Source organism: Erwinia sp. 9145 (assembly GCF_000745075.1).
GTDB lineage: Bacteria > Pseudomonadota > Gammaproteobacteria > Enterobacterales > Enterobacteriaceae > Erwinia > Erwinia oleae.
Map to the genome: position 1 here is coordinate 1123094 of NZ_JQNE01000001.1, position 17730 is coordinate 1140823.

A 17730-nucleotide genomic window follows, 5' to 3' on the forward strand; every position below is an offset into this window, starting at 1 on the left:
CAAAAGTCGCTACAGGCCTGCTCATCTGGCCCGAAGGAGAAGTATTTTGCAACGAGCACGTTGTTACCTGCTAGGCGAACGCGCTGTGGTGCTTGAGCTGGAACCCCCCGTTTCGCTCAGCAGCCAGCAGCGGATCTGGGGATTATCCGACCAGTTAAAAGACAGACCGGAAGTGGTGGAAGTGGTTCCTGGAATGAATAACATCACGGTGATACTCAGCGATCCGCAGAGTACGGCGCTGGATGCCATTGAATGGTTGCAAACCTGGTGGGAAAAGAGCAGCTCGCTGGAGGTCGCTTCACGTCAGGTTGAAATCCCGGTGATTTACGGTCTGGAGGCCGGGCCGGATCTGGCCGAGGTGGCCCAGCACAGCGGCCTTACGCCCGCGCAGGTGGTGGAAGCCCATGCCGCCAGCCAATACGTCGTCTTTTTTATCGGCTTTCAGCCAGGTTTCCCCTATATGGCCGGGCTGGATGCGCGTCTTCATACGCCGCGTCGCGCTGAGCCACGCATCCAGGTACCCGCCGGTTCAGTGGGCATTGGCGGCAGCCAGACCGGCGTCTATCCGCTGTCCGCGCCCGGCGGCTGGCAGCTGATTGGCCGTACCGATATCAAATTATTTAATCCGGCACATCAGCCGCCAACGTATTTACGGCCCGGCGACAGCGTGCGCTTTGTTCCGCAGAAGGAGGGCATATGCTGAAAATCCTTCGTGCCGGCATGAGCACCACGCTTCAGGATCGCGGACGCACCGGCTGGCGACAATTCGGCGTGGGGCCGGGCGGCGTGCTGGATCAGCCCGCCATGGAAACGGCGAACATGCTGGTCGGCAATGCCCGAAACAGCGCGGTGCTGGAAATCACGCTGGGGCAGTTCAGCGCTGAATTTGGCCGCGACGGCTGGATTGCGCTGACCGGCGCCGGTTGCCATGCCGATGTTGATGGCGAACCGGTGTGGACCGGCTGGCGCACACCGGTTCGGCGCGGGCAGCGGCTGACGCTGAAGATGCCGACGCGCGGCATGCGCAGCTACCTGGCGCTGGACGGCGGGTTTGCCATCGAGCCGGTGCTTGGCTCATGCAGTACCGACGCGAAAGCCGGTTTTGGCGGCTTCAAAGGCCGTAAAATTGAGGACGGTGACAGCCTGCCGCTGGTGACGCCTGCACATCATTTCACCGAACCGGCAGGCGTGCGACAGTTACTGTTTGGCAATCGCGTGCGCGCGCTGGCGGGGCCGGAATATCATGAATTCAGCGAAGCCAGCCGCGAGGCGTTCTGGCGGACGTCATGGAAGCTCAATCCGCAGAGCAACCGGATGGGTTACCGCCTTCAGGGACGGCCTCTGGAGCGCGTCCAGGATCGGGAGATGCTGTCGCACGGCCTGCTGCCCGGCGTGGTGCAGGTGCCGCCGAATGGCCAGCCAATCGTACTGATGGCGGATGCGCAAACCACCGGCGGCTATCCGCGCATCGCCTGCGTCATTGAAGCCGATCTTTATCATCTTGCCCAAATTCGTCTGGGCGAACCGATTCATTTTGTTCACTGCACGCTGGACGAGGCGCTGAAGGCGAAGCGCGAACGTGAACGCGCGCTTGAGCAGATGGCATGGGGGTTAGAACATGAAAGTTGATCTTAATGCCGATCTCGGCGAAGGCTGCGCCAACGATCGCGCGCTGCTTCAGCTTGTCACCTCAGCCAATATCGCCTGCGGCTTTCACGCCGGCGATGCCGACACCATGCTCCAGAGCGTACGCTGGGCGCTGGAGTTTGGCGTGGCGGTGGGCGCACATCCCAGCTTCCCCGACCGGGAAAACTTCGGTCGTACCAAAATGCAGCTTCCCACGGAAACCGTTTACGCGCAGGTGGTGTATCAAACCGGCGCGCTGAAGGCGCTGGTGGAGAGTGAAAACGGGCGGCTGGTGCACGTCAAGCCGCACGGCATGCTTTATAACCAGTCCGCCCAGGAACCCGCGCTGGCTGAGGCGATCGCCCGTGCGGTGAAAGCGGTCGATCCCGCGTTAACCCTGGTGGGACTGGCGAACAGTGAATCGATCCGGGCCGCGCGCCACATCGGCCTCGCCACGCGTGAAGAGGTGTTCGCCGATCGCGGCTATCAGGCCGACGGCTCGCTGGTCCCGCGATCGCAGCCCGGCGCGCTGGTGGAAAGCGACGAGCAGGCGATTGCGCAGACGCTGAACATGATCCAGCAGCAGCGCGTGCAGAGCCTGAGCGGCGAATGGGTGAACGTGCGCGCCGATACCGTTTGTTTACACGGCGACGGCGCGCACGCGCTGGCATTCGCCACAAAGCTTCGGCAGGCCTTCAGCCAACATAATATAAACGTGACCAGTCAGTAAAATTCGCTGGCACCTGAAGCGCCGTAAAAACCGATTTATCGACATTTGAACATCAGGAGATGAAATGGAAAGTGCAGTTAACCTCTGGCCGCTGGCCGGGATCGTGGCTATCGTAATTGGATTCTTGTTACGATTTAACCCGGTACTGGTGGTGATTGTCGCCGGACTGATCACCGGTCTGGCGGCAAAAATGCCGATTGGCGATATTCTCGAAAAGCTTGGTTCCGGCTTTCTCAACACCCGCAATCTTCCGCTGATCCTGTTGCTGCCGCTTGCCGTTATCGGCCTGCTTGAGCGGCACGGCCTGAAAGAGCGCGCGCAGGCATGGATTGCGCAGATCAAAACCGCCACGGCGGGCCGACTGCTGATCGTCTACCTGTTCGTGCGCGAAGCAACCGCCGCGATGGGGCTGACCAGCCTGGGCGGTCATCCGCAGATGGTACGTCCGCTGCTGGCGCCCATGGCCGAAGGCGCAACGGAAAATCGCTACGGCGAGCTGCCGCCTGAAGTGCGTCACCGGTTGCGCGCCATGTCGGCGGCAACGGACAACGTCGGGCTGTTTTTCGGCGAGGACATCTTTGTCGCCTTCGGCGCAATTATCTTTATGCACAACTTTATGCAGGAGTCGGCAGGCATCCAGACCGAACCCCTGCATATTGCCGTCTGGGGCATCCCAACGGCCGTGTGCGCCTTTGTGATCCACGCGGTGCGCCTGCGTCGTCTGGACAAAAAGCTTGCCGCTGAGCTTTCCGCGTTGAACGCCAGCGCGTTGAAGTCGAAGGGAGATCGCTAATGGTCCAGCAACAATATCTTTACTGGCTGGCGGGTGCGATCCTGCTGGTGGTAGCAGTGATGTCCTGGCGCGACAAGGCAAACCCGCGTCGTCTGACTACCGGCCTGTTCTGGGCGCTCTACGGCCTTGTCTTTTTGATTGGCGACTGGACGGCAACCTTTTTTGCTACCCGCACGCTGCACATACTGACCGGCGCGATCGTGGTGGTGATGGCACTGATCGCTGGCCTTGGCGGCGTAAAGCTCGGTTCATATCACCAGCGCAGCCAGGCGCAACGTAGTGAAAGCGCGCAGAGGCTGCGCAACCGTCTGTTCCTGCCTGCGCTGGCAATCCCGGTCGTCACGGTCATTGGCGTGCTGACGTTTAATAACGTTCCCGGTTTGCAGGAGCGGGTATTTGGCGCGGGCAATCATTCCACGTTAATTACGCTCTTTTCGATGATGCTGGGCTGCGTGGCGGGCTGGCTGATCGCACTGAAAATGACGCGGGAAAGCCCGGCGCAGTCGGTACAGGAAGCACGACGCCTGCTTGATGCTATCGGCTGGGCATTTATTCTGCCGCAAATTCTGGCCACGCTCGGGCTGCTGTTTACCACGGCGGGCGTTGGCTCGGCGATTTCTCATCTCACCGAAACTTACCTGGCGGTAGACAACAAATTTGTCGCCGTGGCGACGTATACGATCGGCATGGCGCTGCTGACGATGGTGATGGGTAATGCCTTTGCGGCGTTTCCGATTGTCACTGCGGGCGTGGGTATTCCCATTCTGGTGTTGCAGCATCACGGCAACCCGGCGGTGATGGCGGCTATCGGCATGTTTTCTGGCTACTGCGGCACGTTGATGACGCCAATGGCCGCTAACTTTAACATCGTACCGGCTGCGCTGCTTGAGTTGCCGGATCGCAACGCGGTGATTAAGGCTCAGGTGCCAACCGGCGTGCTATTGTTAATTGCCAACGTGTTTTTACTCTATTTCCTGATGTTCCTGTGAGGCTGCAATGAAAACGGTTCTGATTACCGCCTTTGAGCCTTTTGGCGGCGAGCGGATTAACCCCTCCTGGGAGGCGGTAAGTACCCTGAACGATCGCATGCTGGCTGGCGCGCGCGTGGTGGCGAAAGAACTGCCGTGCGTTTTCGGCGAGTCGCTGGAGGTGTTAAAAGCAGCGCTTGATGAGTTGAAACCCGATCTGGTGATTGCGGTGGGGCAGGCGGGCGGGCGTACCGATATCACCGTTGAACGCGTGGCGATCAACGTTGACGACGCGCGTATTGCGGATAACGCCGGCAACCAGCCCATTGATGAGGCCATTATTGCCAAAGGCCCGGCCGCGTATTTTTCCACGCTGCCGATTAAAGCGATCGTTGACGGTATCCGTGAGGCGGGCATTCCCGCCACGGTATCGCAAACGGCGGGCACCTTCGTCTGCAACCATGTGATGTATGGCCTGCTGCACTTTTTATCGAAATCCCGACGAAAAGTGCGCGGCGGCTTTATTCATATTCCTTATCTGCCGGAGCAGGCGGTACATCATCCGGGTATGCCCAGTATGCCCGCGCAAACGGTGACCCTGGCGCTTGAAATGGCGCTGAGTATTGCGTTGAGAGTTGAAGAGGATATTCGCCTTGAGGGCGGAGCGACACACTAACGCGGAAGGAAATAAGGCATGCCGGAAGGGCCGGAAATCCGTCGTGCGGCGGACAAGCTGGAAAAGGCGATCAAAGGGAAAACGCTCACCGAGGTCTGGTTTGCCTTCCCCGCGCTGAAAAATTATGAGGCCTCGCTGCTGGGCGAGCAGGTTGATGCGATAGAAACGCGCGGCAAAGCCATTCTGACGCATTTCTCAAATGGCCTGACGCTTTACAGCCATAACCAGCTTTACGGCGTGTGGCGGGTGATTAAGAGCGGTAAACAACCGGAATCGAATCGCATACTGCGCGTTAAATTAGCTGCCGCGGACAACACCATCCTGCTTTACAGCGCTTCGGACATCGACATGCTGGATCGCGACGCGCTGGCGGCGCATCCGTTCCTGCTGCGGGTGGGGCCGGACGTGCTGGATATGTCGCTGACCGTGGAGCAGGTGGCGGAGCGGCTGCTCTCTCCGCGCTTTCGTCGGCGACAGTTCAGTGGACTGCTGCTCGATCAGGCTTTTCTTGCCGGGCTGGGTAACTACCTGCGGGTGGAAATCCTGTGGCAGGCGGGGCTGGCTGCGCAGCATCGTGCGATGGATCTCACGCCAGAACAGGTGGAGCAACTGGCCGGTGCGCTGCTGAGGATACCGCGTCTTTCTTATCAAACACGCGGGAGGGTAAATGATAAGAAACATCACGGCGCGCTGTTCAGCTTCAGGGTTTTTCACCGTCAGGGTAAGCCCTGCGAACGCTGCGGCGGAATAATTGAGAAAACGACGCTTTCGTCACGCCCTTTTTACTGGTGTCCGGGCTGCCAGAAATAATTTTTCGGGCATGATTTACTACCCGAACGCGCAACAGTGATAAAAAAAGGGCCGTTCATTTCTGAACGGCCCTGGTTAACTTCAAACATTTATTTGAGCGCGGATTTAAAATCACGCTGATCGTAACCGGTATAAAGCTGGCGAGGACGCGCGATTTTAACGCCGTCGTCGTGCATCTCTTTCCAGTGAGCAATCCAGCCTACGGTACGCGCCATTGCGAAGATCACCGTGAACATGGAGGAAGGAATGCCCATCGCTTTCAGGATCAGCCCTGAATAGAAATCGACGTTTGGATAAAGTTTACGTTCGATAAAGTAGGGGTCGTTCAGCGCGATGTTTTCCAGCTCCATCGCCACTTCCAGCAGGTCGTCCTTCATGCCGAGTTCATTCAGCACTTCATGGCAGGTTTCACGCATTACGGTGGCGCGCGGATCGTAGTTCTTGTACACGCGGTGGCCGAAGCCCATCAGGCGGAAGGAGTCGTTCTTGTCCTTGGCGCGCTTCAGGAATTCAGGAATATGTTCAACGGAGCTGATCTCTTCCAGCATACGCAGACAGGCCTCGTTCGCCCCGCCGTGAGCCGGCCCCCACAGAGAAGCAATACCGGCCGCAATACAGGCAAACGGGTTGGCGCCGGAGGAGCCGGCGGTGCGTACGGTAGAGGTTGACGCGTTCTGCTCGTGATCGGCGTGCAGGATCAGAATACGATCCATCGCGCGCTCCAGCACCGGGTTCACCACGTACTCTTCGCAAGGCGTGGAAAACATCATATTGAGGAAATTACCGGCGTAGGAAAGATCGTTACGCGGATAGACAAAGGGCTGACCAATCGAATATTTATAACACATTGCCGCCACGGTCGGCATTTTCGACAGCAGGCGGAACGCGGCGATTTCGCGGTGGCGTTCAATATTAACATCCATCGCATCATGATAAAATGCAGCCAGCGCCCCGACCACGCCGCACATCACCGCCATTGGGTGCGAGTCGCGACGAAAACCGCGGAACAGATGGTGGATCTGCTCATGGATCATGGTGTGGCGGGTGACGATGGTTTTGAATTCTTCATACTGCTCTTTGGTCGGCGCTTCGCCGTTCAGCAGGATGTAACAGACTTCAAGATAGTTAGAGTTGACTGCCAACTGATCGATAGGAAAACCACGGTGCAGCAGAATGCCTTCGTCACCGTCAATATAGGTGATTTTTGATTCGCAGGATGCCGTAGAGGTGAAGCCCGGATCAAACGTGAAGTAGCCCTTCGAACCCAGGTTACGGACATCAATCTCTTCCTCGCCCAGCGTGCCTTTAAGCACATTGAGTTCGATAGGAGCTTCGCCTTCAAGCGTTAGCGTTGCTTTTTTATCAGCCATTTACAGTCTCCTTAGCGCCTTATCTATGAACCTTTGACACCTGAAAAGCGATTATGTCCGTGCCGACGCTGACCCCGTGGCATCTTTTTATGTGCAGGGTACAGAGTCAATGGCGCGTGCGGGCCGGTGGGCACAATGTGGCTGCGTTTCGCGGTTGTTAAAGATCCGGTCTGGTCATAACTTATGAGTAACCTTTACCTGATACTTTCTGCTTATTTCTTATCAATGTTACATAACTTGTGCTTAGGGGAAAGTGTATCCCCATAACTTTTGTGCATTACAGAACTTTTGAGCGTCAGTTTGTAACAGGAATGTTGAACTTTTGTCAAATCAGATAATTGAATTTGTATGAATTGTGAAAAACGTGAAGGCGATCACTGTTCCACCTAAATGTTTCCAAAGTGTTTGTAGGGGAATTGTAATGAGAATGTGATCCCCCTATACTTCGGCCAGGTCTCCGGTATACCTGCTGTAGGAGCCACCCAGCGTTATATACGCGTCGTTTTTGACACTGGACGTTGCAGTTTTGGTGCCTGGCGCAGTGCTTTACTTAACGCTGATTGACCCGTCCTCAGGACCGGAGGAAGCAAAATAAGAAAGGCTGTGTGGGCAAAACCGTGAAAAAACAAAGACCTGTCAACTTGGATCTCTCAACGATCCGGTTTCCCGTTACTGCAATAGCGTCTATTCTCCACCGTGTCTCCGGCGTGATTACTTTGGTGGCCGTTGGCATTCTGCTCTGGTTACTGAATTTGTCACTCTCCTCTCCTGATGGTTTTCTTCAGGCATCCGCCATTATGGGCAGCTTCTTCGTGAAATTTATCGTCTGGGGCATTATGACCGCGCTGGCTTTTCATATTGTCGGCGGCATTCGCCATATGATGATGGATTTCGGCTACCTGGCAGAAACGCTGGAGGTGGGCAAGAGCTCAGCCTGGGCAAGCTTTGGTATCACCGTCGTGCTTTCAATTCTGGCTGGAGTTCTCGTATGGTAAGCAATGCTTCATCACTGGGTCGCAATGGCGTACACGACTGGCTGCTGCTGCGTGCGGCGGCGATTATTATTGCGCTTTATGTGATTTATATTCTTGGTTTTTTTGTGGTGTCGGACACGCTGACCTTTGAGACCTGGCACGCTTTTTTCGCCTCGACCACCACGAAAGTTTTCACACTTCTGACGCTGTTCTCCATTCTGGTACACGGCTGGATCGGAATGTGGCAGGTGCTGACAGATTATATTAAATCGCTGGCGCTGCGGCTGACGCTGCAACTCGTGGTGATTGTTGCGCTGTTGGTGTATGCAATTTATGGAACTGTCGTTGTGTGGGGTGCGTAATGAAATTGCCAGTCAGAGAGTTTGACGCCGTTGTGGTCGGCGCTGGTGGTGCAGGCATGCGTGCCGCGCTGCAAATTTCCCAATCGGGCCAGACCTGCGCCCTGTTATCAAAAGTTTTTCCAACCCGTTCCCATACCGTCTCCGCACAGGGCGGCATTACCGTTGCGCTGGGCAATACCCATGAGGACAACTGGGAATGGCATATGTACGACACGGTAAAAGGCTCCGATTATATCGGTGATCAGGACGCGATTGAATATATGTGTAAAACCGGCCCGGAAGCGATTCTGGAGCTTGAACACATGGGGCTGCCGTTTTCCCGTCTTGATGACGGCCGCATTTACCAGCGTCCGTTTGGCGGCCAGTCGAAGAATTTCGGCGGCGAGCAGGCGGCGCGTACCGCAGCGGCGGCTGACCGTACCGGTCATGCTCTGCTGCACACGCTCTATCAGCAGAACCTGAAAAACAAAACCACGATTTTTTCTGAATGGTATGCGCTGGATCTGGTAAAAAACGCCGACGGCGCGGTAGTGGGCTGCACCGCGATTAATATTGAAGACGGCGAAGTCGTTTATTTTAAAGCGAAAGCGACGGTATTAGCCACCGGCGGCGCGGGCCGTATTTATCAGTCCACCACCAACGCGCATATCAATACCGGCGACGGCGTGGGTATGGCGCTGCGTGCGGGCGTGCCGGTGCAGGACATGGAGATGTGGCAGTTTCACCCGACCGGCATCGCCGGGGCGGGCGTACTGGTAACCGAAGGCTGTCGCGGAGAAGGCGGCTACCTGCTCAACACGCACGGCGAACGCTTCATGGAGCGTTATGCGCCCAATGCAAAAGATCTGGCGGGCCGCGACGTGGTGGCACGTTCAATGATGATCGAAATCCGCGAAGGCCGCGGCTGTGAAGGTCCGTGGGGGCCGCACATCAAGCTGAAGCTGGACCATTTAGGCAAAGACGTGCTGGAAGCGCGCCTGCCCGGCATCCTTGAGCTGTCGCGCACGTTTGCGCACGTCGATCCGGTCAAAGAGCCGATTCCGGTTATTCCAACCTGTCACTATATGATGGGCGGCATTCCTACCCGCGTGACCGGTCAGGCATTGACGCTGAATGAACAGGGTGAGGATGTCGTGGTAGCGGGCCTGTTTGCGGTTGGTGAAATCGCCTGCGTCTCGGTACACGGTTCCAACCGACTGGGCGGCAACTCGCTGCTCGACCTGGTGGTGTTTGGCCGCGCGGCGGGCCTGCATTTGCAGGAGTCTATTCAGCAGCAGGGCGAACTGCGCGACGCCACGGACGAAGAGATTGATGCCGCGCTGGCGCGCCTGAACCGCTGGAATAACAACACTACCGGCGAAGATCCCGCCGAGTTGCGTAAAGCGCTGCAAACCTGCATGCAGAACAACTTCTCGGTATTCCGTGAAGGCGACGCGATGGCAAAAGGTCTTGAAGAGCTGAAAGTGCTGCGCGAGCGGCTGAAAAGCGCGCGTCTGGACGATCGTTCTGCCGATTTCAATACCCAGCGTATTGAGTGCCTGGAGCTGGATAACCTGATGGAAACGGCCTTTGCGACGGCGGTGGCGGCGAACTATCGCACTGAAAGCCGCGGCGCGCACAGCCGCTTCGATTACCCTGACCGTGATGATGCAAACTGGCTGTGCCACAGCGTGTACCTGCCGCAGAGCGAAAGCATGACGCGCCGTGAAGTGAACATGGCACCGAAACTGCGCGCGGCGTTCCCGCCGAAAGCACGTACCTACTAGTTTGCGGAGAGAAGACGATGAGACTCGAATTTTCAATTTATCGTTATAACCCGGACGTTGATAACGCGCCGCGTATGCAGGATTACAGCCTGGAATCGGAAGAAGGGCGCGACATGATGCTGCTGGACGCGCTGATCCGCCTGAAAGAGAAAGATCCGACGCTGGCCTTCCGTCGCTCATGCCGTGAAGGCGTTTGCGGTTCCGACGGCATCAACATGAACGGGAAGAATGGCCTGGCCTGTATCACGCCGGTTTCAGCGCTGGGCGGCGGGAAGAAAAAGATTGTGATCCGTCCCCTGCCGGGCCTGCCGGTTATACGTGATCTGGTCGTAGACATGGGGCAGTTCTATACTCAGTATGAGAAGATTAAGCCTTACCTGTTGAATAATGGAGAGAACCCGCCAGCGCGTGAGCACTTACAGGCTCCTGAACAGCGTGAAAAGCTGGATGGTCTGTACGAATGTATTCTTTGCGCTTGCTGTTCAACCTCCTGTCCGTCTTTCTGGTGGAACCCGGACAAGTTCATCGGCCCGGCGGGGCTGCTGGCAGCCTACCGCTTCCTGATTGACAGTCGTGATACGGAAACCAACGCGCGACTGGACAATCTGAACGATGCTTTCAGCGTATTCCGCTGTCACAGCATTATGAACTGTGTGAGCGTGTGTCCCAAAGGGCTCAACCCGACGCGCGCCATTGGTCATATTAAATCGATGCTGTTGCAAAGAAGCGCATAACGAAACGTCGCCGGGAACCTCAGGTTCCCGGTGTTTCAGGAAGCCTTTCAAAGCCGCCGGCGACGGTTTTAAAAGGTTCCCTTACGGGCCAGAGTACGCTCGTACTGATGAACTTTCAGGCCGTGTCTCGCTCATGACACGACCGGGGGCAAGCCGCCTGTGCGGCGCGGGGCCTGCGAAGGCTCCATTACACAATCACGGCGAAAGAAAGCAAAATTGCTTAAGGGATCACAATGCAGAACAGCGCGATGAAGCCCTGGCTGGACTCTTCCTGGCTGGCCGGCGCGAACCAGACCTACATAGAGCAACTCTATGAGGACTATCTAACCGATCCTGACTCTGTTGATGTTGCCTGGAAATCGCTGTTTCAGCAGCTTCCGGGGAATGGGGTTAGACCTGAACAATTCCACTCGACCACCCGCGAATATTTTAAACGCCTGGCAAAAGACGCCACGCGCTACACCGCCTCCGTCAGCGATCCCGATACCAACGCGAAACAGGTTAAAGTTCTCCAGTTAATCAACGCCTTCCGTTTTCGTGGCCATCAGCAGGCTAATCTTGATCCGCTGGGGTTATGGAAACAGGATGACGTGCCCGATCTCAACCCGGCCTTTCACGATCTGACCGAGACGGACTTCCAGGAAACCTTTAACGTCGGTTCTTTTGCCTTTGGCAAAGACACCATGAAGCTGGCCGATCTGTTTGCGCTTCTGCAACAGACCTACTGCGGTTCCATTGGTGCGGAATATATGCACATCACCAATACCGAAGAGAAACGCTGGATCCAGCAGCGCATCGAATCGGTGGCGGGGCAGGCTTCTTTCTCTTCTGAAGAGAAAAAAGGGTTCCTGAAACAGCTCACCGCAGCCGAAGGTCTTGAGCGCTATCTGGGCGCCAAATTCCCCGGCGCCAAACGCTTCTCGCTTGAGGGCGGCGACGCGCTGGTGCCGATGCTGAACGAGATGATCCGCCACGCCGGCAAAAGCGGCACCCGCGAAGTGGTGCTGGGCATGGCGCACCGTGGTCGTCTGAACGTGCTGATTAACGTGTTGGGCAAAAAGCCGCAGGATCTGTTCGACGAATTCTCCGGCAAACACAAAGAGCACCTCGGCACCGGCGACGTGAAGTACCACATGGGCTTCTCGTCGGACGTTGAAACCGAAGGCGGCATGGTGCACCTGGCGCTGGCGTTTAACCCGTCGCACCTTGAAATCGTCAGCCCGGTGGTGATGGGCTCAGTGCGTGCGCGTCTCGATCGTCTTGACGAGCCAAGCAGCAACAAAGTGCTGCCGATCACCATTCATGGCGACGCGGCGGTCACCGGCCAGGGCGTGGTGCAGGAAACGCTGAACATGTCGCAGGCGCGCGGCTATGAGGTGGGCGGTACGGTACGTATCGTTATTAATAACCAGATTGGTTTTACCACCTCCAACCCGAAAGATGCCCGCTCGACGCAGTACTGCACCGATATCGGCAAAATGGTGCTGGCGCCGATTTTCCACGTCAACGCTGACGATCCGGAAGCGGTGGCATTCGTCACCCGTCTGGCGCTCGACTTCCGTAACACCTTCAAGCGCGACGTCTTTATCGATCTGGTGTGCTACCGCCGCCACGGCCATAACGAGGCCGATGAGCCGAGCGCCACCCAGCCGGTGATGTACCAGAAGATCAAGAAGCAGCCAACGCCGCGTAAAATTTACGCCGATCGCCTGGAGCAGGAAAAAGTGGCCACCCTCGAAGACGCTACCGAAATGGTCAACCTGTACCGCGATGCGCTGGACGCCGGCGAATGCGTGGTGCCGGAGTGGCGTCCGATGAGCCTGCACTCCTTTACCTGGTCGCCGTATCTGAACCACGAGTGGGATGAAAGCTATCCCTCCACGCTGGAGTACAAACGGCTTCAGGATCTGGCAAAGCGCATCAGCACCGTGCCGGAACAGATTGAAATGCAGTCGCGCGTGGCGAAAATCTACGGCGACCGTGCGGAAATGGCCGCAGGCAATAAACCGTTTGACTGGGGCGCAGCCGAAAACCTCGCCTATGCCACGCTGGTCGATGAAGGCATTCCTGTGCGCCTGTCCGGTGAGGACATGGGCCGCGGCACCTTTTTCCACCGCCACGCGGTGATCCACAATCAGGCGAATGGTTCCACCTGGACGCCGCTGCAACATGTGCACAACGGTCAGGGCAGTTTCCGCGTGTGGGACTCCGTGCTCTCTGAAGAAGCGGTACTGGCATTCGAATATGGCTACGCCACGGCAGAGCCGCGCACGCTGACCATCTGGGAAGCGCAGTTCGGCGATTTCGCCAACGGCGCGCAGGTGGTGATTGACCAGTTCATCAGCTCTGGCGAGCAGAAATGGGGCCGCATGTGCGGTCTGGTGATGCTGCTGCCGCACGGCTACGAAGGGCAGGGGCCGGAGCACTCCTCTGCGCGTCTGGAGCGCTACCTGCAACTCTGCGCCGAGCAGAATATGCAGGTTTGCGTGCCGTCCACGCCCGCGCAGGTTTACCACATGCTGCGTCGTCAGGCGCTGCGCGGTATGCGTCGTCCACTGATTGTCATGTCGCCAAAATCGCTGCTGCGTCATCCTCTGGCTATCTCTTCCCTGGAAGAAATGGCTAACGGCGGCTTCCAGCCTGCCATCGGCGAGGTGGACGATCTTGATCCGAAAGGCATCAAGCGCGTGGTGCTCTGCTCGGGCAAGGTGTACTACGATCTGCTGGAAAAACGCCGTAAGAATGAGCAGACCGATGTGGCGATTGTGCGTATCGAACAGCTCTATCCATTCCCGCACAAAGCGGTTCAGGATGCGCTTCAGCCTTATTCGCACGTGCATGATTTTGTCTGGTGCCAGGAAGAACCGCTCAACCAGGGCGCCTGGTATTGCAGTCAGCACCACTTCCGCGAAGCCGTTCCGTTTGGGGCTTCATTACGTTATGCCGGCCGTCCTGCTTCGGCCTCGCCGGCAGTTGGCTATATGTCCGTCCACCAGCAGCAGCAGCAAGATCTGGTTAATGACGCGCTGAACGTTAATTAATTAAAGGAAAAATAATGAGTAGCGTAGATATCCTCGTTCCCGACCTGCCTGAATCCGTTGCCGATGCCACCGTGGCAACCTGGCACAAAAAACCGGGCGACGCTGTGCAGCGCGATGAAGTGCTGGTTGAGATTGAAACTGATAAAGTTGTACTGGAAGTACCTGCATCCGCCGACGGCGTACTGGAAGCGATTCTCGAAGACGAAGGCGCAACCGTGACTTCCCGCCAGGCGCTGGGCCGCCTGAAAGAGGGCAACAGCGGCGGTAAAGAGAGTTCCGTTAAATCTGAAGCGCAGCAGGCAACGCCTGCACAGCGCCAGAGCGCCTCGCTCAGCGATGACGAAAGCAATGACGCGCTCACGCCGGCAATCCGCCGTCTGATTGCCGAGCACAGCCTCGATCCGGCCGCCATCAAAGGCACCGGCGTCGGCGGCCGTCTGACCCGTGAAGACGTTGAGAAACATCTGGCCTCTGGCTCACAGGCTAAAGCGCCTGAAGCGAAAGCGCCGGAAACGAAAGCGCCTGAGTCCGCGCCTTCGCTGGCTGGCCGTAGCGAGAAACGCGTGCCGATGACCCGTCTGCGCAAGCGCGTGGCCGAGCGTCTGCTGGAAGCGAAGAACAGCACCGCCATGCTGACGACCTTCAACGAAGTCAATATGCAGCCGATCATGAGCCTGCGTAAACAGTACGGCGAAGCGTTTGAAAAACGTCACGGCGTGCGCCTGGGCTTCATGTCTTTCTACCTGAAAGCGGTAGTGGAAGCGCTGAAACGCTTCCCGGAAGTGAATGCGTCTATTGATGGCGACGACGTGGTTTATCACAACTACTTCGACGTCAGCATCGCGGTTTCCACACCGCGCGGTCTGGTGACGCCGGTACTGAAAGACGTCGACGCGCTGGGCATGGCCGATATCGAGAAGAAAATCAAAGAGCTGGCAATCAAAGGCCGCGACGGCAAACTCACCGTTGACGAGCTGACCGGCGGCAACTTTACCATTACCAACGGCGGCGTATTTGGCTCGCTGATGTCCACACCGATTATCAATCCACCGCAAAGCGCGATCCTCGGTATGCACGCGATCAAAGATCGCCCCATGGCGGTAAATGGCCAGGTGGTGATCCAACCGATGATGTATCTGGCGCTCTCCTACGATCACCGTCTGATCGATGGCAAAGAGTCAGTGAGCTTCCTGGTGGCGATAAAAGATCTGCTGGAAGATCCGTCCCGCCTGCTGCTGGACGTTTAACCCTGCGGGCGCGGCCTGATGCCGCGCCCGAACCTATGTATGGCCGACGCGTTTAACTCGGCTGAGTCTTTTCCGACCTGGATGGATTATCAACATGAACTTACATGAATATCAGGCAAAGCAGCTTTTTGCGCGGTATGGCCTGGCGGCGCCAACCGGTTATGCCTGCACCACGCCACGCGAAGCTGAAGAGGCTGCCTCAAAAATTGGCGCCGGTCCGTGGGTAGTGAAATGTCAGGTTCATGCCGGAGGCCGCGGTAAAGCGGGCGGCGTGAAAGTGGTTAAGAGTAAAGAAGAGATCCGCGCTTTTGCTGAACAGTGGCTGGGCAAACGTCTGACCACCTACCAGACCGACGCCAACGGCCAGCCGGTTCACCAGATCCTGGTGGAAGCGGCTACCGATATCGATCAGGAGCTGTATCTCGGCGCGGTTGTCGATCGCGGCACGCGTCGCGTGGTGTTTATGGCCTCGACCGAAGGCGGCGTGGAAATTGAAAAAGTGGCGGAAGAGACGCCGCACCTGATCCACAAAATGGCGCTCGATCCGTTAACCGGCCCGCAGCCTTATCAGGGCCGCGAACTGGCTTTCAAACTGGGCCTGAGCGGCAAGCAGATTGGCCAGTTCACCAAAATCTTCATGGGGCTGGCAACGCTGTTCCTTGAGCGCGATCTGGCGCTGGTGGAAATCAACCCGCTGGTGATCACCAAACAGGGCGATCTGGTTTGTCTCGACGGCAAGCTGGGCGCAGACGGCAACGCGCTGTTCCGCCAGCCTGAACTTCGCGAAATGCGCGATCCAAGCCAGGAAGATTCCCGCGAAGCGCACGCCGCGCAGTGGGAACTGAACTACGTTGCGCTGGAAGGCAACATCGGCTGTATGGTTAACGGCGCCGGCCTGGCGATGGGCACCATGGATATTGTCAAGCTGAGCGGCGGCCAGCCGGCAAACTTCCTTGACGTGGGCGGCGGCGCAACAAAAGAGCGCGTGACCGAAGCCTTCAAAATTATCCTCTCGGATGACGCGGTGAAAGCGGTATTCGTTAACATCTTCGGCGGTATTGTACGCTGTGACCTGATCGCTGACGGTATCATCGGCGCGGTAGAGGAAGTGGGTGTCAACGTGCCGGTGGTGGTGCGTCTGGAAGGAAATAACGCCGAGCTGGGTGCGCAGAAACTGGCGGACAGCGGTTTAAATATTATTGCAGCAACCAGCCTGAGCGACGCGGCGCAGCGCGTTGTTGCCGCAGCGGAGGGTAAATAATGTCCATTTTGATCGATAAAAACACCAGGGTGATCTGCCAGGGCTTTACCGGCGGACAGGGAACCTTCCATTCAGAACAGGCGCTGGCTTACGGTACGCAGCTGGTTGGCGGCGTAACGCCCGGCAAGGGCGGCACCGAGCACCTCGGCCTGCCGGTTTTCAATACCGTGCGCGAAGCCGTGGAAGCCACGGGCGCTACCGCGTCGGTGATCTACGTTCCTGCGCCGTTCTGTAAAGACGGCATTCTGGAAGCGATCGAAGCCGGTATTAAACTGATCATCACCATTACCGAAGGCATTCCAACGCTGGACATGCTGACGGTAAAAGTGAAGCTGGATGAAGCCGGCGTGCGCATGATCGGCCCGAACTGTCCGGGCGTGATCACGCCGGGCGAGTGCAAAATCGGCATCATGCCTGGTCACATTCACAAACCCGGCCGCATCGGTATTGTTTCCCGCTCCGGCACACTGACCTATGAAGCCGTGAAGCAGACCACCGACATCGGCTACGGCCAGTCAACCTGCGTGGGCATCGGCGGCGACCCGATTCCGGGCTCTAACTTTATTGATATCCTGACGCTGTTCCAGGACGATCCGCAGACTGAAGCTATCGTGATGATCGGCGAAATCGGGGGCAGCGCGGAAGAAGAAGCTGCCGCCTTTATCAAAGAGCACGTCACCAAGCCGGTTGTGGGTTACATCGCCGGTGTGACCGCGCCGAAAGGTAAGCGCATGGGTCATGCCGGCGCGATCATCGCGGGCGGAAAGGGCACGGCGGACGAGAAGTTCGCTGCGCTGGAAGCGGCCGGGGTGAAAACGGTTCGTAGCCTTGCTGACATTGGCGACGCGGTTAAAGCAGTCTTACCTCAATAAAAATCTGTGTCTGAGATTTTGCTGGCCGCCTTCGGGCGGCCTTTTTTTTGCCATTGTTGCGCCAGCCAACTGAGAAGACACAATAGTTAAATTAACGCCCTGTTTAGCAGCTTATTAAATCAATTATATTTACCTTTAACACAATATGATAACAATGTGCGGCGTTGCCCTGTTCCAACGCATTGCCGTCTCGATTCATATCATTAAATAAAGCTGCTCAGGTGTCGAACAGGGGGATAATTCGTGATTTTTGGCTAAATTGTTCTATATCAAAAAAGCGGCTTTTCCTGATTTGAGCAATGTTTGATCCAGGTAAAAAATTAGCACTCGTAACTCAAAAATGTGTTTTCTCCCCGGCAATTAACGGCGTAGAATAACCCCGAAATTCATCCGGTTTTTATTACTAACTTGTTAAATTTAAACGTTCGGAAAGAAGTTTATTCTCTTTCTATTAACGTATATGCAGCATTTTCAGGTTACTGACGATGACAGCAGCGTTT

16 protein-coding genes are annotated in these 17730 nt (G+C 56.8%); 15 read left to right on the forward strand and 1 reads right to left on the reverse strand.

Going from position 1 to position 17730, the window contains the following annotated elements; translation table 11 throughout:
• The first annotated feature begins 46 nt into the window (after positions 1-46).
• The 7 genes from pxpB to nei all read left to right on the forward strand — a co-directional run bounded on the left by pxpB (position 47) and on the right by nei (position 5603).
• Complete coding sequence (pxpB, locus tag FA91_RS05645; protein WP_034913397.1) at positions 47-703, forward strand: 5-oxoprolinase subunit PxpB; 657 nt, start codon at positions 47-49, stop codon at positions 701-703.
• Positions 697-1629 carry a 5-oxoprolinase subunit PxpC gene (gene pxpC / locus FA91_RS05650; RefSeq protein ID WP_034913400.1) on the forward strand — a complete coding sequence of 311 codons (933 nt, stop codon included), beginning with the start codon at positions 697-699 and terminating at the stop codon, positions 1627-1629. The genes pxpB and pxpC overlap by 7 nt, the downstream gene beginning before the upstream one ends.
• Complete coding sequence (gene pxpA / locus FA91_RS05655) at positions 1619-2356, forward strand: 5-oxoprolinase subunit PxpA (RefSeq protein ID WP_034913403.1); 738 nt, start codon at positions 1619-1621, stop codon at positions 2354-2356. The genes pxpC and pxpA overlap by 11 nt, the downstream gene beginning before the upstream one ends.
• A gap of 64 nt (positions 2357-2420) precedes the next feature.
• The gene (locus tag FA91_RS05660; protein ID WP_034913404.1) at positions 2421-3149 is read left to right on the forward strand and encodes a DUF969 domain-containing protein; all 729 of its coding nucleotides are present in this window, start codon (positions 2421-2423) and stop codon (positions 3147-3149) included.
• Positions 3149-4138: a DUF979 domain-containing protein gene (locus FA91_RS05665; protein ID WP_034913406.1), complete on the forward strand. Its 990-nt coding sequence runs from the start codon at positions 3149-3151 to the stop codon at positions 4136-4138. Before FA91_RS05660 ends, FA91_RS05665 begins: the two co-directional genes overlap by 1 nt.
• Positions 4139-4145: 7 nt before the next feature.
• Entirely contained in the window at positions 4146-4793 is a 648-nt protein-coding gene (pcp, locus tag FA91_RS05670) for a pyroglutamyl-peptidase I (RefSeq protein WP_034913409.1), read from the forward strand.
• An 18-nt stretch (positions 4794-4811) separates the two neighbouring features.
• Positions 4812-5603: an endonuclease VIII gene (nei, locus tag FA91_RS05675; protein ID WP_034913413.1), complete on the forward strand. Its 792-nt coding sequence runs from the start codon at positions 4812-4814 to the stop codon at positions 5601-5603.
• A gap of 89 nt (positions 5604-5692) precedes the next feature.
• Here nei and FA91_RS05680 read toward each other — a convergent pair whose 3' ends face one another.
• Positions 5693-6973, reverse strand: coding sequence for a citrate synthase (locus FA91_RS05680; RefSeq protein WP_034913415.1), 1281 nt, complete (start codon positions 6971-6973; stop codon positions 5693-5695).
• 605 nt (positions 6974-7578) lie between these two features.
• Between FA91_RS05680 and sdhC the strand changes: the two genes are divergently transcribed.
• The 8 genes from sdhC to sucD all read left to right on the forward strand — a co-directional run bounded on the left by sdhC (position 7579) and on the right by sucD (position 17230).
• The gene (sdhC, locus tag FA91_RS05685) at positions 7579-7968 is read left to right on the forward strand and encodes a succinate dehydrogenase cytochrome b556 subunit (RefSeq protein WP_034913418.1); all 390 of its coding nucleotides are present in this window, start codon (positions 7579-7581) and stop codon (positions 7966-7968) included.
• A complete protein-coding gene (gene sdhD / locus FA91_RS05690) occupies positions 7962-8309 on the forward strand; it encodes a succinate dehydrogenase membrane anchor subunit (protein WP_034913421.1) in 348 nt (115 codons plus the stop codon). Before sdhC ends, sdhD begins: the two co-directional genes overlap by 7 nt.
• Positions 8309-10075 carry a succinate dehydrogenase flavoprotein subunit gene (gene sdhA, locus FA91_RS05695; RefSeq protein WP_034913423.1) on the forward strand — a complete coding sequence of 589 codons (1767 nt, stop codon included), beginning with the start codon at positions 8309-8311 and terminating at the stop codon, positions 10073-10075. Before sdhD ends, sdhA begins: the two co-directional genes overlap by 1 nt.
• A 17-nt stretch (positions 10076-10092) precedes the next feature.
• Positions 10093-10809, forward strand: a complete 717-nt coding sequence (locus FA91_RS05700) for a succinate dehydrogenase iron-sulfur subunit (RefSeq protein WP_034913424.1) — start codon at positions 10093-10095, stop codon at positions 10807-10809.
• 233 nt (positions 10810-11042) lie between these two features.
• Positions 11043-13850, forward strand: a complete 2808-nt coding sequence (gene sucA, locus FA91_RS05705; protein ID WP_034913425.1) for a 2-oxoglutarate dehydrogenase E1 component — start codon at positions 11043-11045, stop codon at positions 13848-13850.
• A gap of 14 nt (positions 13851-13864) precedes the next feature.
• Positions 13865-15097 (forward strand): 2-oxoglutarate dehydrogenase complex dihydrolipoyllysine-residue succinyltransferase, encoded by a 1233-nt coding sequence (odhB, locus tag FA91_RS05710; protein WP_034913428.1) that lies wholly within the window; start codon positions 13865-13867, stop codon positions 15095-15097.
• A gap of 94 nt (positions 15098-15191) precedes the next feature.
• The gene (sucC, locus tag FA91_RS05715) at positions 15192-16358 is read left to right on the forward strand and encodes an ADP-forming succinate--CoA ligase subunit beta (protein WP_034913430.1); all 1167 of its coding nucleotides are present in this window, start codon (positions 15192-15194) and stop codon (positions 16356-16358) included.
• Complete coding sequence (gene sucD / locus FA91_RS05720; protein ID WP_034913433.1) at positions 16358-17230, forward strand: succinate--CoA ligase subunit alpha; 873 nt, start codon at positions 16358-16360, stop codon at positions 17228-17230. The genes sucC and sucD overlap by 1 nt, the downstream gene beginning before the upstream one ends.
• Positions 17231-17730: the final 500 nt, after the last annotated feature.